The sequence below is a fragment of the Polaromonas sp. C04 genome, from assembly GCF_002002705.1.
Classification (GTDB): Bacteria; Pseudomonadota; Gammaproteobacteria; order Burkholderiales; family Burkholderiaceae_C; genus Rhodoferax_A.
In genome coordinates this window covers 49,654-65,380 of the sequence record NZ_MUNS01000033.1, presented here as the reverse complement: position 1 = coordinate 65,380, position 15,727 = coordinate 49,654, and the positions used below count along the sequence as shown (strand labels likewise).

Genomic DNA, 15,727 nt, shown 5'->3' with positions numbered 1-15,727 from the left:
CGCAGGGATTCAGGCCAGCAACTGCCTCAGCACAAACGGCAGGATGCCGCCGTTGCGGTAGTAGTCCACCTCGATCGGCGTGTCGATGCGCAGCGTCAACGTGACCTCGGTCTTGCTGCCGTCGGCGCGCGTGATCACGAGCCTGGCGTCACTTTGCGGTTTGAGGTCGGGGTGCGGCGTGATGGCAATCACTTCGTTGCCCGTGAGTCCGAGCGATTGCCACGAGTCCGCCCCCTTGAACTGCAGCGGCAGCACACCCATGCCCACCAGGTTGCTGCGGTGGATGCGCTCGAAGCTCCTGGCCACCACCGCCTTGATGCCGAGCAGCTGCGTGCCCTTGGCGGCCCAGTCGCGGCTCGAGCCGTTGCCGTACTCCTCACCCGCGAACACCACGGTCGGCACGCCGGCCGCCATGTACTTCATGGCCGCGTCGTAGATGAACATCTTGGCGCCGTCGGGCTGCAGCAGCGTGATGCCGCCCTCCTCGCGCGAGCCATCGGGGCCGGGCGGCACCATCAGGTTCTTGATGCGCACATTGGCAAAGGTGCCGCGCATCATCACATCGTGGTTGCCGCGGCGCGAACCGTAGCTGTTGAAGTCGGCCCTGGCCACGCCGTTTTTCAAAAGCCATTGGCCGGCCGGCGATTTCTCCGCAATCGCACCGGCCGGCGAGATGTGGTCGGTCGTGATGGAGTCCCCGAACAGCGCCATGATTCTGGCGCCTTTCACCTCGATCGCCCCGACCGCATCCGACCTGGAGGCGCCTTCTTCAAGAGCAAACCCGTCGAAGAATGGCGGCTCGGCAATGTAGGTACTGGGCGGCCAGGCATAGGCCTCGCCCGCCACGCCCTCGATCTCCTCCCACAGCGCGCCGGGCTGGCTCGCGATGCGTGCGTAGTTCTCGCGAAACGCCTTGCCGTTCATCGCGAACTTCATGAGCTTGTAGATCTCGTCGCTGCTCGGCCAGATGTCGCCCAGGTACACGTCCTTGCCCCCGGTGCCCTGGCCCACCGGCTCGGTCATCAGGTCGCGCCGCACGGTGCCGGCAATCGCAAACGCCACCACCAGCGGCGGGCTGGCCAGGAAGTTGGCCTTGATGTTCGGGTGGATGCGCGCCTCGAAGTTGCGGTTGCCCGAGAGCACGGCCGCGCACACCAGGTTGTGCTGGTTGATCGCGTCGTTCAGCTGCGGCGTCAGGTCGCCCGAGTTGCCGATGCAGGTGGTGCAGCCGTAGCCGACCAGCCCGAAGCCCAACTGCTCCAGGTACGGCATCAGGCCGGTCTGGGTCAGGTACTCGGTGACGATGCGCGAGCCTGGCGCCAGCGAGGTCTTGATGTGCGGCTGCACGCGCAGGCCCGCCTGCACTGCCTTCTTGGCCAGCAGGCCCGCCGCCAGCATCACGCTGGGGTTGGAGGTGTTGGTGCAGCTCGTGATGGCGGCGATCAGCACATCGCCATGGCCCAGCATGATGTCGCGCTCCATCGGCTCGGGCACGCCGGCGTGCGCCTTGCTCGATTCCAGCGTGGGCCGGTTCAGCACCATTTCCGCCACGTCACGCGCGGCCCCCAGTGGCAGCGGTGGTGCCAGTGGGGCACCATTGGTGCGCGGGACGGCGGTGTGCACGGGGTAGCGCGTGTCCAGCCGCTCGGCGCGCTGGTTGAAGCCATTCTCGGCATTGGGTTTGGAAAACAGCGTGGCGAACTGGCTCTTCATCTTGCCCAGATCGATGCGGTCCTGCGGACGCCTCGGACCGGCCAGGCTGGGCGTCACATCGCCCAGATCGAGCCGGATCACCTGCGAGTAATCGATCTCGCCCGATTTGGGCACACCGAACAGCCCCTGCGCCTTGAAGTAGGCCTCGAACGCCTCGATCTCGTCCCTGCTGCGCCCGGTGCCGGCAAAGTACTCAAGGGTCTTCTCGTCCACCGGAAAGAAATTGACGGTGGCGCCGCACTCGGGCGACATATTGCCCAGCGTGGCCCGGTCCGGCACGGCCAGCGTGCGCGTGCCCTCGCCAAAGAATTCGACAAACTTGCCCACCACCTTGTGCTGGCGCAGCACCTGCGTCACGGTCAGCACCAGGTCGGTCGCCGTCACGCCCTCGCGCAGCCGCCCGGTCAGTTCCATGCCGACCACATCGGGCGTCAACAGGTACACCGGCTGGCCCAGCATGGCGGCCTCCGCCTCGATGCCGCCCACGCCCCAGCCGACCACGCCAATGCCGTTGATCATGGTGGTGTGGCTGTCGGTGCCGACCAGCGTGTCGGGGTAGTAAACATGGTCCTTGGTCTTGTGCACGCCGCGCGCCAGGTATTCCAGATTCACCTGGTGACAGATGCCCACCCCCGGCGGCACGACGCGGAACGTGTCGAACGCCTGCATGCCCCATTTCATGAACTCGTAGCGTTCGCGGTTGCGCTTGAATTCGAGCTCCATGTTCAGCGTCAGCGCATTCTGGATGCCGTAGTAGTCGACCATGACCGAGTGGTCCACCACCAGATCGACCGGCACCAGCGGCTCGATGCGCTTGGGGTCCTTGCCGAGTCGCACCGCCGCGCTGCGCATGGCGGCGATGTCGGCCAGCAGCGGCACGCCGGTGAAGTCCTGCAGCATCACGCGCGCCACCACGAACGGGATTTCGTCGGTGCGGTCCTCGACAGGGCCCCAGTTGGCGACCTGCGCCACATGCTCGGCCGTGACCTTCCTGCCATCGCAATTGCGCAGCACCGACTCCAGCACGATGCGCAGCGACACCGGCAGCCGCGCGATGCCGGGGAACTGCCGGGCCAGCGCCGGCAGGGAGTAAAAGCTGCCGGTTTTACCCGACGCCGTCTTGAAAGACTTGACGGTGGATGCAAAAGGATGTGCCGCGGTTTTCATCTGACTCTCCTGTGTTGTTGGCGTTAGCGCACCATTGTGGCCATATCCGGGTGCCGGCGCTTCAGGCCGGCCCGATGTCCTGATGGTGTGGGTGCCTCCTATTGTGGTACCCGCGAAAGACATTTTCAAACCGCCTGCGTTGCCACGCGCGAGTGCGTCGGCGTCATGGCCGTTTCAACGGACGATGGCGGCACTGCCGCCATCAAAAGGAAAAAGCCCGCCGAAGCGGGCTTTTCGCCATTGACGGTGCAGCGCTTACGCCACCACGCCTTCCTTCAGCGTATCCGCCAGGTCCGTGTAATCCTTGACCTTGTCAAAGTTCAGGTACTGGTAGATCTGGTCGCTGGCGGCCGTGAGGACGCCCATGTCGGCCATGTATTCGGCCTTGGTCGGGATGCGCCCGAGCTTGGAGCAAATCGCGGCCAGTTCGGCGGAGCCGAGATACACGTTGGCGTTCTTGCCCAGGCGGTTCGGGAAGTTGCGGGTGGAGGTGGAGAACACCGTGGCGCCCTCGCGCACCTGCGCCTGGTTGCCCATGCACAGGCTGCAGCCTGGCATTTCCATGCGCGCGCCGGCGTTGCCGAGCACGCCGTAGTGGCCTTCTTCGCTGAGCTGCTTGGCATCCATCTTGGTGGGCGGCGCGACCCAGAGCTTGACGGGGATATCGCGCTTGTTTTCCAGCAGCTTACTGGCGGCGCGGAAGTGGCCGATGTTGGTCATGCACGAGCCGATGAACACCTCGTCGATCACGGCGCCCGACACATCGCTAAGCGTCTTGACGTCGTCCGGGTCGTTCGGGCAGGCCACGATGGGCTCGTGCACGTCGGCCAGGTCGATCTCGATCACGGCCGCGTATTCGGCATCGGCGTCGCGCGCCAGCAGCTGCGGGTTCGCGAGCCACGCTTCCATGGCGGCAATGCGGCGCTTGATGGTGCGCACGTCCGAGTAGCCCGTCGCAATCATCCACTTGAGCATGGTGATGTTGCTGGTGATGTACTCGATGATCGGGGCCGGATTCAGGTGCACCGTGCAGCCGCCCGCGGAGCGCTCGGCCGACGCGTCGCTGAGTTCGAAGGCTTGCTCCACCTTGAGGTCGGGCAGGCCTTCAATTTCCAGAATGCGGCCCGAGAAGATGTTTTTCTTGCCCTTCTTCTCGACCGTCAGCAGGCCAGCCTTGATGGCGTACAGCGGAATCGCGTTGACCAGGTCACGCAGCGTGACGCCGGGCTGCATCTTGCCCTTGAAGCGCACCAGCACGCTCTCGGGCATGTCCAGCGGCATCACGCCGGTGGCCGCGCCGAACGCCACCAGGCCGGAGCCGGCCGGGAAGCTGATGCCGATCGGAAAGCGCGTGTGGCTGTCGCCGCCGGTGCCGACCGTGTCGGGCAGCAGCATGCGGTTCAGCCAGCTGTGGATGATGCCGTCGCCCGGGCGCAGCGGAATGCCGCCGCGATCGCTCATGAACTCGGGCAGCTCGTGGTGCATCTTCACGTCGATCGGCTTCGGGTAGGCCGCCGTATGGCAGAAGCTTTGCATCACCAGGTCTGCACTGAAACCCAGGCAGGCCAGGTCCTTGAGCTCGTCGCGCGTCATCGGGCCGGTGGTGTCCTGGCTGCCGACCGAGGTCATGCGCGGTTCGCAGTAGGTACCGGGGCGCACGCCCTGGCCTTCGGGCAGGCCGACTGCGCGGCCGACCATTTTTTGCGCCAGGGTGAAGCCTTTTTTCGTGTCGTGCGGGCTTTGCGGCAGACGGAACAGGGTCGAGACCGGCAGCCCCAGCGCCTCGCGCGCCTTGGCGGTCAGGCCGCGGCCGATGATCAGCGGAATGCGGCCACCGGCGCGCACCTCGTCGAACAGCACCTCGCTCTTGAGCGTGAACTCGGCGATGACTTTTCCGCCCTTCAGCGCCTTGCCTTCGTAGGGGCGCAGCTCCAGCTCGTCGCCCATGTTCATCTGGCTCACGTCGAGCTCGATCGGCAGCGCGCCCGAGTCTTCCATGGTGTTGTAGAAAATCGGCGCGATCTTGTTGCCCAGGCAGACACCGCCAAAGCGCTTGTTCGGCACGAACGGAATGTCCTCGCCAGTGAACCACAGCACCGAATTGGTGGCGGACTTGCGCGAGGAGCCGGTGCCGACCACGTCGCCCACATAGGCCACCAGGTTGCCGCGCGCGCGCAGGTCTTCGATGAATTTGATGGGGCCGCGCTTGCCGTCTTCCTCGGGCGTGATGCCATCGCGCTTGTTCTTCAGCATGGCCAGCGCATGCAGCGGAATATCGGGGCGGCTCCAGGCGTCAGGCGCGGGCGAGAGGTCGTCGGTGTTGGTCTCGCCCGTGACCTTGAACACGGTCAGCTTGATGCTCTTGGGCACTTCGGGGCGCGACGTGAACCACTCGGCATCGGCCCAGCTCTGCAGCACCGCCTTCGCGTGCGCGTTGCCCTGGTCGGCCTTGTCCTTGACGTCGTGGAACTGGTCGAACATCAGCAGGGTTTTCTTCAACCCCTCGGCGGCCACCGCCGCCACGGCGGCATCGTCGAGCAGATCGATCATCGGGCTGATGTTGTAGCCGCCCAGCATGGTGCCGAGCAGCTCGGTGGCCTGCTCGCGCGACAGCAGCGGGCATTTTTCGGTGCCGTGGGCCACGGCAGCGAGGTAGCTGGCCTTGACCTTGGCGGCGTCGTCCACGCCGGCGGGCACGCGGTGCGTGATCATCTCGACCAGCGCCGCTTCCTCGCCCGGGGGCGGGTTCTTCAGCAGTTCGATCAGCGCGCCGGTCTGCTGGGCCGACAGGGGCAGCGGCGGAATGCCGAGCGCGGCACGCTCGGCGACATGGGCACGGTAGGTTTGTAAAAACTCGGGCAGCATGGAGGGGATCCTTCCTGATTTTAGAAAATAATGGCGCCAGCCCTTCAATGGCGGGCGCTTTAAGCTATTTATTTAGTAGCGGCCGGCGCTGCGCCGGTCTTCACCGGCGCGTCCAGCAGGCCGGGGCCGGGATGCTCTTTCATGTTCTCGGCGACCATCGCCTGGGCCGGGCTCTTGCACTCGTCGGCCATGCGTTGACCGAGCTTCTGGTTCATGAGCATGGACTTGTTGGACAGCTGGAGCCACACCGCACCCTCGCGGTGGTCTTCCAGGCGCACCGCGCCGGTCGACGTCACCACCGGGAACATGCGGTAGCTGAAGTTTTTGCCGCGCACGTCGAAGTAGCCCGGCGTCTTGGGATCGGGCGTGAGCGTGACGGTGGCACCCAGCTCGCACGGCAGGCTGCCCACGTATACGCGCTGCGCAATCGCCAACTCGGCGGGCGTCAGCGCGGCGTCGGCCGCTTCGATGCCTGCGGCCGCGTTGATGGCGGCGCTTTTGAGGTTTTGGCGGTTCGTGCTGACCACGGGCTTTTTCTTCGCCACATGCCTGGCGGCGGGCTTGGTGACATGCTTGGCGGCCGGTTTGGCCACTGCGGCGTCGGGCGTGGTGCCCGTTTGCGCGAGCACCAGGGCGGGGCTGAGCAGAATCAGGCTGGCGGTGAGGAAGGCTTTCATGAGGGTGTCTCCGTGGAATGCATCGTGGGGGGGTCAGCGGGGTTGAAATAAATCCGGATGTCATCGGGCAGTTCCCTGCCCGTCTGGTGGGCGCGCTCCAGCACCTGCCAGAAGTAGCGGTAACTGGCGCGGTCCTGCAGCTTGCCCTCAAAAGAGACGGGAGCCCAGTCTGCAGATGCAGCAGCGACCATTATTTTTGTAGCCATCTCGATCTCGCGCGGACTCGGCGCAAACGCCTGCAGGATAGTGCGGATCTGGTCCGGGTGGATGCTCCACATGCGGGTGTAGCCGAATTCGCGCGCGGCCCGGCGCGCGGCCGCGCCCAGCGCCTGCGTGTCCTTGAACTCGGTCACCACGCAGTGCGAGGGCACCTTGCCCCAGGCATGGCACGCCGAGGCGATCTCGAGCTTGGCGCGCACCACCAGCGGATGCGTGAACTGGCCCTGCACGCCCATGCCGTCCGAGGGGATCGCGCCGCCATGGCTGGAGACGAAGTCCATCAGGCCAAAGCTCAGCGACTGCACGCGCGGGTGCGCGGCGATCTCGAAGGCGCGCTGCACGGCGGCCGGCGACTCTATCAAAACCTGTAGCGGCAAATGCCCGGCAGATGCAGACTCCAGGGCTTTTTCAGCCCGAATCACGTCGTCCACCGACTCCACTTTCGGAATCATGATGTGGCACAGCTTGCGCCCGGCCGCGCCCGCAATCGTGGCCATGTCGGACTCGAACGCGGGATGGTCCACTGGATGCACGCGCACGGCGACGCGCGCCTTGCCGTCCGCCAGCAGCGCCAGCGCCACCACCAGCGCCGCGTGATCGGCCTCGCCACCGACCGGCGCGCCGTCCTCGCAGTCCAGCGTCACGTCGAACACGCAGGCGCCGAATTCCTCGGTGAACTCGGCCTGCAGCTGCAGGCTCTTGCGCATGCGCGCCTCGACGCCGCTGTAGTGGTCGCACACCGGCAGGAAAGCGCGGGCCGCCTGGGCACCCAGCAGCACTTCGCGCGGATGGCGACCAGCAGCGCTCATGTCATTTGCTCCACCGCGCTTGGCATGACCCGCGCCCCATGAAACCAGCGTAGCCAAATGCCAAGGCACCCGCGGAACTGGCTCCGCCAGGCCGCTGGGTGCGCCCCCTAGAGGGGGAGGCGCCGCAGGCGCTTCGGGGGTGTTTCATCCCGGTACTCATGGCTTGCGCTGCGCCACGATGAACAGGCGTGGAAACGCCAGCAGCAGGCGCCCGTCGGCGCGCGGCGGATACGCCTGCGCGATGCGGCGCTCGTACTCGGCCAGGTAGCTGGCCTGCAGTGCGGGCGGCAGGCGATCGACAAAGGGCTTGAGCCCCGTGCTGCGCACCCATTCGACGATCGCGGCGGGCGTCGCCATCGGATGCTGGTAGATGGTGCGCCAGACGTCGACCTGCGCCGCCTGCTTTGCCAGCAGGTCGTAATAGCCGCCGATGCCCAGCAGTGCGGTGCGCAGCCGGTCGGCGTCGCCGATAGGCTGCGCCCACGGCGCCTGCGCCGCCAGCTCGCGCATCAGGCGATGCGTCGGCTCCTGGCGGTTGTCGGGCATCTGGATGGCCAGCACGCCGCCGGGCGCGAGCGCGGCAAACAGGCGCGGAATCAGTGTTTCGTGATCGGGCACCCATTGCAGCGCGGCGTTGGCGTAAATCAGGTCGGGCGCCCCGCCCTGTGCGGCGTCGGGCGTCCAGCTCGCGATGTCGCCGAGCTCGAAGCGCACCTGCGGCAGGCGCTGGCGTGCGCTCGCCAGCATGGCTTCGGAGTTGTCGGTGCCGGTGACCTGCGCGGTCGCAAAACGCCGCACCAGCAGTTCGGTGGAATTGCCGGGCCCGCAGCCGAGATCGACTACCCGCGCCGCCTGCTCCAGCGGCACGCGCGCCAGCAGATCCTGCGCCGGCCGCGTGCGCTCATCCTCGTAGCGCCGGTACAGGTCCGGATTCCAGTCGTGCATGGTCAATGGGCGGGGATTTCTGGCTCACGCAGCAGCGTCTTTTCGCGGAACACCGCGGAACCGGCTTTGCCGGGCCGCTGGTGTTGCCCCCGGCAAGGGGGGTGGCGAAGCGACACGAAGTGCGCGCAGCCTGGGGGTGTTACAACAAGTGCGCCACGCCGGCCTGCTCGTCCAGCAGTTCCTTGAGCGTCTTGTCGATGCACTGCTGGCTGAAGGCGTCGATCGGCAGGCCCTCGACCCGCTTGTATTCGCCGTTCTCGCAGGTGACCGGCACGCCGAACATCACGTCCTTGGGAATGCCATAGCTGCCATCGGACGGGACGCCCATGGTGACCCACTTGCCGTTGGTGCCCAGCGCCCAGTCGTGCATGTGGTCGATCGCCGCGTTGGCCGCGGAGGCCGCGCTGGACAGGCCACGCGCCTCGATGATGGCGGCGCCGCGCTTGCCCACGGTGGGCAGGAACACGCTGGCATTCCATTCCTGGTCGTTGATCATCTTGGCCACGCTCTCACCGTTGATGGTGGCGAAGCGGTAGTCGGCGTACATGGTGGGCGAGTGGTTGCCCCAGACGGTGAGCTTTTCGATGTCGGCCACGGCCTTGCCGGTCTTGGCGGCAACCTGGCTCAGCGCGCGGTTATGGTCCAGCCGCAGCATGGCCGTGAAGTTCTTGCTCGGCAGGTCGGGCGCGCTCTTCATCGCGATATAGGCATTGGTGTTGGCCGGGTTGCCGACCACCAGCACCTTGACGTTGCGGCTGGCCACGGCGTTCAGGGCCTTGCCCTGGGCCGTGAAGATCTGCGCGTTGACCGCGAGCAGCTCGGCGCGCTCCATGCCCGGGCCGCGCGGACGCGAGCCGATCAGCAGCGCGTAGTCGACGTCCTTGAACGCCGTCATCGGGTCGCCGTGGGCCTGCATCTCGACCAGCAGCGGGAAGGCGCAGTCCTGCAACTCCATCATCACGCCCTTGAGCGCCTTCTGGGCTTTCTCGTCGGGGATTTCGAGCAGTTGCAGGATCACGGGCTGGTCCTTGCCCAGCATTTCGCCCGAGGCGATGCGAAACAGGATGGCGTAGCCGATTTGACCTGCGGCGCCGGTAACGGCGACGCGAACGGGTTTTTTGCTCATGATGGACAGCTCCAGAAAGGGTGATGAAAGAGGCCTCCAAAAAGGAGCCCGGGCGCTTGGCGAAAGCGGTTCGAAACAGGCTGCAAGTTTACCCGCGAAAACCCGGACCGGTCAATTTGTCTTATATCTTATATAAGATATGATTGAGTCCTTCAAACGATCCGCCCCATGTCCCACTCTTCTGTCGATCCCGAAGCCTCCGACGCCGAGCCGGGCAGCTTTGGTGCAACCAGCCCGACACCCGCCTTCAGCCCGCTGTACCAGCAGATCAAGGGCCTGATCCTGCAAAGCCTGCAGTCGGGCGAATGGAAGCCCGGCGCGGCCATTCCGAGCGAGATGGATCTGGCGGTGCGCTACCGCGTGAGCCAGGGGACCGTGCGCAAGGCCATCGACGAACTGGCGGCCGACAACCTGGTGGTGCGGCGCCAGGGCAAGGGCACGTTTGTGGCCACGCATGCCGAACACCAGGTGCAGTACCGCTTCTTGAAACTGATTCCCGACAACGGCGACGTCAACAGCGAGGGGCCGGCCCAGCGCGAGATCATCGATTGCAAACGCCTGCGCGCCAGCGCCGACGTGGCCCGCGCGCTGGCGCTGCGCACGGGCGACGCGGTGCTGCAGGTGCGCCGCGTGCTGTCGTTCTCGGGGGTTCCGACCATTCTGGAGGATCTGTGGCTGCCCGGCGGCCCGTTCAAGGGACTGACCGCGGAGCGCCTGTCGGACTACCACGGCCCGATGTATGCGCTGTTCGAAGTCGAATTCGGGGTGCGCATGGTGCGGGCCGAAGAGCACATCCGCGCCGTGACGCCCGATGCCGCGCAATGCGCGCTGCTCAAGGTCAAGGCGGGCACGCCTTTGCTCAGTGTGGAGCGGATCGCCTGCACCTACAACGACGTCCCCATGGAGCTGCGCCGCGGCCTGTACCGCACGGATACGCACCACTACCGCAACGAGCTGAACTGACGCGCGGGCGATGGCAGAAATCGGGCCAAAATTGCGGTTGCCGCGTCGGCTTGCTGCGTTGCAATAGAATTTTGGGTCGCCAGCCGTTGCACAATTACATAGTCGTTACATTCACGAAAGCCATTTCATGTCCCAGCTAGCCCCCCCTGCACGACCCAAACGGCCCGAGTTCCGGAACATCAATGCCTTCACGGATCTGACCACCTACCGCATGCCGCTGGCCGCCCTGGTGTCGATTCTTCACCGGATCAGCGGCGCGATCATGTTCGTGCTGCTGCCATTCATCATCTGGATGTTCGACACCTCGGTCTCCTCGGAAATCTCGTTCGAGCGCTTCAAGTCGGCCTTCAATATCGGTATCGGCGTTGTACCTGGCTGGTTCATCAAACTCGTCGCCCTGCTGCTAATCTGGGCGTTCTTGCACCACTTCATCGCCGGCCTGCGCCACCTGTGGGCCGATATCCACCACGGCGCCGTGTCGAAAGAATTCGGCCGCAAGTCCGCCGCCAGCACGCTGGTGTTGAGCATCGCCCTGCTGCTGATCCTCGGCGCCAAGCTGTTCGGCCTTTACTAAACCTTTGCGGGCAGGTCCTCCAGGCTGCCCGCCATTGATCAGGAGCTTCCCATGTCTGTAAATTTCGGCACCAAACGTCTCGTAGTGGGTGCGCACTACGGTTTCCGGGACTGGTTGGCGCAGCGCGTCACGGCGGGTTTGATGGCGCTGTTCACGCTGCTGGTGCTGGCGCAAGTGGTTTTCACCCGCGGGCCGATCGGCTACGACACCTGGGCCGGCATCTTCGCGGCCCAGTGGATGAAGGTGCTGACCTTCGTCGTCATCGTCGCCCTGCTGTACCACGTGTGGGTCGGTGTGCGCGACATCTTCATGGACTACATCAAGCCGGTTGCGCTGCGCCTGGTTTTGCAAATCTTCTCCATCGTCTGGCTCGTGGGTTGCGCGGGCTGGGCCATCCAGGTTCTGTGGCGCCTTTGATGCCACGCCACTACCGAGGCTGAAATTCATGACTTATTCCGTTACCAAACGAAAATTCGACGTTGTCATCGTCGGGGCCGGCGGCTCCGGCATGCGCGCATCGCTGCAACTGGCGCGCGCCGGCCTGAACGTGGCCGTGCTCTCCAAGGTGTTTCCCACGCGCTCGCACACGGTGGCGGCGCAGGGCGGCATCGGCGCCTCGCTGGGCAACATGAACGAGGACAACTGGCACTACCACTTCTACGACACCGTCAAGGGTGGCGACTGGCTGGGTGACCAGGATGCGATCGAGTTCATGTGCCGCGAAGCGCCCAACGTGGTGTACGACCTGGAACACATGGGCATGCCGTTCGACCGCAACGCCGACGGCACCATTTACCAGCGCCCGTTTGGCGGCCACACCGCCAACTACGGCGAAAAAGCGGTGGAGCGCGCCTGCGCGGCCGCCGACCGCACCGGCCACGCCATGCTGCACACGCTGTACCAGCAAAACGTCAAGGCCAAGACCAGCTTTTTCGTCGAGTGGATGGCGCTGGACCTGATTCGCGATGCCGACGGCGACGTAATCGGCGTCACCGCGCTGGAGATGGAAACCGGCGACGTCCACATTCTGCAAGCCAAAAGCACCCTGCTGGCCACCGGCGGTGCCGGGCGCATCTTTGCGGCCTCCACCAACGCCTATATCAACACCGGCGACGGCCTGGGCATGGCGGCACGCGCCGGCCTCCCGCTGCAGGACATGGAGTTCTGGCAGTTCCACCCGACCGGTGTGGCCGGTGCCGGCGTGCTGCTCACCGAAGGCTGCCGCGGCGAGGGCGCGATCCTGATCAACGGCAATGGCGAACGCTTCATGGAGCGTTATGCGCCGACCCTGAAAGACCTGGCGCCGCGCGACTTCGTCTCGCGCTCGATGGACCAGGAGATCAAGGAAGGCCGCGGCTGCGGTCCGAACAAGGACTACCTGCTGCTCAAGCTGGACCACCTCGGTGCCGAGACCATCATGAAGCGCCTGCCCTCGGTGCTCGAAATCGGGCACAACTTTGCCAACGTCGACATCACCAAGGAGCCGATTCCGGTGGTGCCGACGATCCACTACCAGATGGGCGGCATCCCGACCAATATCCATGGCCAGGTGGTCACGCAAAACGCAGAGAACAAAAGCGAGGTCGTGAACGGCCTGTACGCGGTGGGCGAATGCTCCTGCGTGAGCGTGCACGGCGCGAACCGCCTGGGCACCAATTCGCTGCTGGACCTGCTGGTATTCGGCCGCGCGGCCGGCAACCACATCGTGGAGTTCAACCAGCAGAGCAAGGCGCACAAGCCGCTGCCCGCCGATGCGGCGGACCTGCCGCTGGCCCGGCTGGCGCGCCTGGACGGCGCCAGCAGCGGCGAATACGCGCAGGACGTGGCCAACGCCCTGCGTGCCTCCATGCAGCACCATGCGGGCGTGTTCCGCACGCAGGCCATCCTGGACGAAGGCGTGGTGCAGATTGCCGAGATGCGCAAACGTGTCGAAGCCATCAACCTCAAGGACAAGTCCAAGGTGTTCAATACCGCGCGCATCGAGGCGCTGGAAGTCGAGAACCTGATCGAGGTCGCGCAGGCCACCATCACCTCCGCCGCGGCACGCCACGAGAGCCGCGGCGCGCACAGCGTGGCCGAGTACGGCGATACACCCGAAAATCCGCTCGGGCGCAACGACACCGAGTGGCTGCGGCACACGCTGTGGCACAAGGAGGGCAGCCGCCTGAGCTACAAGCCGGTCCAGATGAAGCCGCTCACCGTTGACAGCATCCCGCTGAAAACCCGCACCTTCTGACCCGCGCGAACCCGCACCGACCAAGACACCGGAGAACAACCCCATGACCAAGCGCACTTTCCAGATTTACCGCTACGACCCGGACAAGGACGCCCGGCCCTACATGCAGACCCTGGAGGTCGAACTCGACGGCCACGAGCGCATGCTGCTGGACGCCCTGATGAAACTCAAGGCGCAGGATCCCGGCATCGCCTTTCGCCGCTCCTGCCGTGAAGGGGTGTGCGGCTCGGACGCCATGAACATCAATGGCAAGAACGGCCTGGCCTGCCTGACCAATATGCGCACCCTGAAGGACCCGATCGTGCTCAAACCGCTGCCGGGCCTGCCCGTCGTGCGCGACCTGATCGTGGACATGACGCAGTTCTTCAAGCAGTACGACTCGATCAAGCCCTACCTCATCAACGACACCGTGCCGCCCGAGAAGGAGCGCCTGCAAAGTCCCGAAGAGCGCGAAGAACTGAACGGCCTGTACGAGTGCATCCTGTGCGCCAGCTGTTCCACGGCCTGCCCCAGCTTCTGGTGGAATCCCGACAAGTTCGTCGGCCCCGCGGGCCTGCTGCAGGCCTACCGTTTCCTGGCCGACAGCCGTGACCAGGGCACGGAAGAGCGGCTGGACAACCTGGAAGACCCGTACCGCCTGTTCCGCTGCCGCACCATCATGAACTGCGTGGACGTATGTCCCAAGGGCCTGAACCCGTCTCTGGCGATCAACAAGATCAAGGAAATGATGGTCTCTCGGGCCACCTGAGCGGGGCCTGGAATGCAGATGGCGAACGAGCGCCTGGACGAGAGGGCCTTGAGCAAGCTCAAGTGGCGCTGCCGCCGCGGTTTGCTGGAAAATGACATCTTCATCGAACGGTTTTTCAACCGGTATGAGGAAAGCCTGACCATCCGGCAGGCCCAGGGGCTCGGTGCTCTAATGGACCTCAGTGACAACGACCTGCTGGACCTGCACCTGTCGCGCAAAACCCTGGCCCAGGTGAGCCCGGAACTGGATCGCGCCGACGTGCTCGAAGTATTGAATCAATTGCGAGATAACCGCTGAAAGGGTAAAAAATGAAACTAGCTGACAACAAAGCCACCCTGTCGTTTAGCAACGGCAGCCCGAGCGTCGAGTTACCGGTGTACCAGGGCAGCGTGGGGCCGGACGTGGTTGATATCCGCAAGCTGTATGCCCAGACCGGCATGTTTACCTACGATCCGGGCTTTCTGTCCACGGCGGCCTGCCAGTCGGCCATTACCTACATCGATGGCGACAAGGGCGAGTTGCTGTACCGCGGCTACCCGATCGAGCAGCTGGCCGTCAACTGCGATTACATGGAAACCTGCCACCTGCTGCTGTACGGGGAGCTGCCCACCGCCGCCGGCAAGAAGGACTTCTCGCGCCTCGTGACCATGCACACCATGGTCAACGAGCAGATGCAGCTGTTCATGCGCGGCTTCTTCCGCAGCGCCCACCCCATGGCCATCATGACCGGCCTGGTCGGCGCGCTGTCGGCCTTCTACCACGACAGCACGGACATCAACAATCCCCAGCACCGCGAGATCTCCGCGATCCGCCTGATCGCCAAGATGCCCACCCTGGTAGCCATGGCGCACAAGTACACCGTGGGCCAGCCCTACATGTACCCGCGCAACGACCTGAGCTACTCCGCCAACTTCCTGCACATGATGTTTGCCACGCCGTGCGAGGAATACAAGGTCAGCCCGGTGCTCGAGCGCGCCATGGACCGCATCTTCACGCTGCATGCCGATCACGAACAGAACGCCTCCACCTCCACCGTGCGCCTGTGCGGCTCGTCGGGCACCAATCCGTTCGCCGCGATCGCGGCTGGTGTGGCCTGCCTGTGGGGCCCCGCTCACGGCGGCGCCAATGAGGCCGCCCTCAATATGCTGGAAAACATCCAGAAAAACGGCGGCGTCGAGAAAATCGGCGACTTCATCAAGCAGGTCAAGGACAAGGACTCCGGTGTCAAGCTAATGGGTTTTGGCCATCGCGTGTACAAAAACTACGACCCGCGCGCCAAGCTGATGCAGGAAACCTGCAAGGAAGTGCTGAAGGAAATGGGGCTGGAGAACGACCCCCTGTTCAAGCTGGCGATGGCGCTCGAAAAAATCGCCCTGGAAGACGACTATTTCGTCTCGCGCAAGCTCTACCCCAATGTCGACTTCTACTCGGGCATCGTACAGCGCGCCATCGGCATTCCGGTGTCGCTGTTCACCGCGGTCTTCGCACTGGCCCGCACCGTGGGCTGGATTGCCCAGCTCAACGAGATGATCGGCGACCCCGAGTACAAGATTGGCCGCCCGCGCCAGCTGTTTACCGGCTCGGTCAGGCGCGATGTGCAGCCGATTGCCAAGCGCTGAGCCCCCCCGCGCCTGAGCCGGCCGGCACGCATAGCCGGCCGCCCGATTCACCGGCTTGGAGCCCGC

At 64.9% G+C, this 15,727-nt stretch carries 13 protein-coding genes; 7 read left to right on the top strand and 6 right to left on the bottom strand.

Going from position 1 to position 15,727, the window contains the following annotated elements; genetic code table 11:
* Positions 1-9: 9 nt before the first annotated feature.
* The 6 genes from B0E49_RS12975 to B0E49_RS12950 all read right to left on the bottom strand — a co-directional run bounded on the left by B0E49_RS12975 (position 10) and on the right by B0E49_RS12950 (position 9,521).
* Complete coding sequence (locus tag B0E49_RS12975) at positions 10-2,880, bottom strand: aconitate hydratase (protein ID WP_077562622.1); 2,871 nt, start codon at positions 2,878-2,880, stop codon at positions 10-12.
* A 255-nt stretch (positions 2,881-3,135) separates the two neighbouring features.
* Positions 3,136-5,745: a bifunctional aconitate hydratase 2/2-methylisocitrate dehydratase gene (locus B0E49_RS12970; protein WP_077562621.1), complete on the bottom strand. Its 2,610-nt coding sequence runs from the start codon at positions 5,743-5,745 to the stop codon at positions 3,136-3,138.
* Positions 5,746-5,813: 68 nt separating this feature from the next.
* On the bottom strand, positions 5,814-6,422 hold the full coding sequence (locus B0E49_RS12965) for a hypothetical protein (protein WP_077562620.1): 609 nt from the start codon (positions 6,420-6,422) through the stop codon (positions 5,814-5,816).
* Positions 6,419-7,450 (bottom strand): HpcH/HpaI aldolase/citrate lyase family protein, encoded by a 1,032-nt coding sequence (locus B0E49_RS12960; RefSeq protein WP_077562619.1) that lies wholly within the window; start codon positions 7,448-7,450, stop codon positions 6,419-6,421. Before B0E49_RS12960 ends, B0E49_RS12965 begins: the two co-directional genes overlap by 4 nt.
* A gap of 156 nt (positions 7,451-7,606) precedes the next feature.
* Entirely contained in the window at positions 7,607-8,395 is a 789-nt protein-coding gene (gene tam / locus B0E49_RS12955) for a trans-aconitate 2-methyltransferase (RefSeq protein WP_077562618.1), read from the bottom strand.
* A 139-nt stretch (positions 8,396-8,534) separates the two neighbouring features.
* On the bottom strand, positions 8,535-9,521 hold the full coding sequence (locus B0E49_RS12950) for a malate dehydrogenase (RefSeq protein WP_077562617.1): 987 nt from the start codon (positions 9,519-9,521) through the stop codon (positions 8,535-8,537).
* Positions 9,522-9,689: 168 nt separating this feature from the next.
* On the opposite strand from B0E49_RS12950, the gene B0E49_RS12945 reads away from it, so the two are divergent.
* From B0E49_RS12945 to B0E49_RS12915, 7 genes are all read left to right on the top strand, one after another.
* Positions 9,690-10,484 carry a GntR family transcriptional regulator gene (locus B0E49_RS12945; RefSeq protein WP_077562616.1) on the top strand — a complete coding sequence of 265 codons (795 nt, stop codon included), beginning with the start codon at positions 9,690-9,692 and terminating at the stop codon, positions 10,482-10,484.
* A 127-nt stretch (positions 10,485-10,611) separates the two neighbouring features.
* Positions 10,612-11,058, top strand: coding sequence for a succinate dehydrogenase, cytochrome b556 subunit (sdhC, locus tag B0E49_RS12940; protein ID WP_077562615.1), 447 nt, complete (start codon positions 10,612-10,614; stop codon positions 11,056-11,058).
* Positions 11,059-11,109: 51 nt separating this feature from the next.
* On the top strand, positions 11,110-11,475 hold the full coding sequence (gene sdhD, locus B0E49_RS12935; protein WP_077562614.1) for a succinate dehydrogenase, hydrophobic membrane anchor protein: 366 nt from the start codon (positions 11,110-11,112) through the stop codon (positions 11,473-11,475).
* 28 nt (positions 11,476-11,503) lie between these two features.
* Positions 11,504-13,294 (top strand): succinate dehydrogenase flavoprotein subunit, encoded by a 1,791-nt coding sequence (gene sdhA / locus B0E49_RS12930; protein ID WP_077562613.1) that lies wholly within the window; start codon positions 11,504-11,506, stop codon positions 13,292-13,294.
* A gap of 43 nt (positions 13,295-13,337) precedes the next feature.
* Complete coding sequence (locus B0E49_RS12925; protein ID WP_077562612.1) at positions 13,338-14,042, top strand: succinate dehydrogenase iron-sulfur subunit; 705 nt, start codon at positions 13,338-13,340, stop codon at positions 14,040-14,042.
* A gap of 12 nt (positions 14,043-14,054) precedes the next feature.
* A complete protein-coding gene (locus B0E49_RS12920; RefSeq protein ID WP_077562611.1) occupies positions 14,055-14,339 on the top strand; it encodes an FAD assembly factor SdhE in 285 nt (94 codons plus the stop codon).
* Positions 14,340-14,350: 11 nt separating this feature from the next.
* Positions 14,351-15,661 carry a citrate synthase gene (locus tag B0E49_RS12915; protein WP_077562610.1) on the top strand — a complete coding sequence of 437 codons (1,311 nt, stop codon included), beginning with the start codon at positions 14,351-14,353 and terminating at the stop codon, positions 15,659-15,661.
* Positions 15,662-15,727 lie beyond the last annotated feature (66 nt).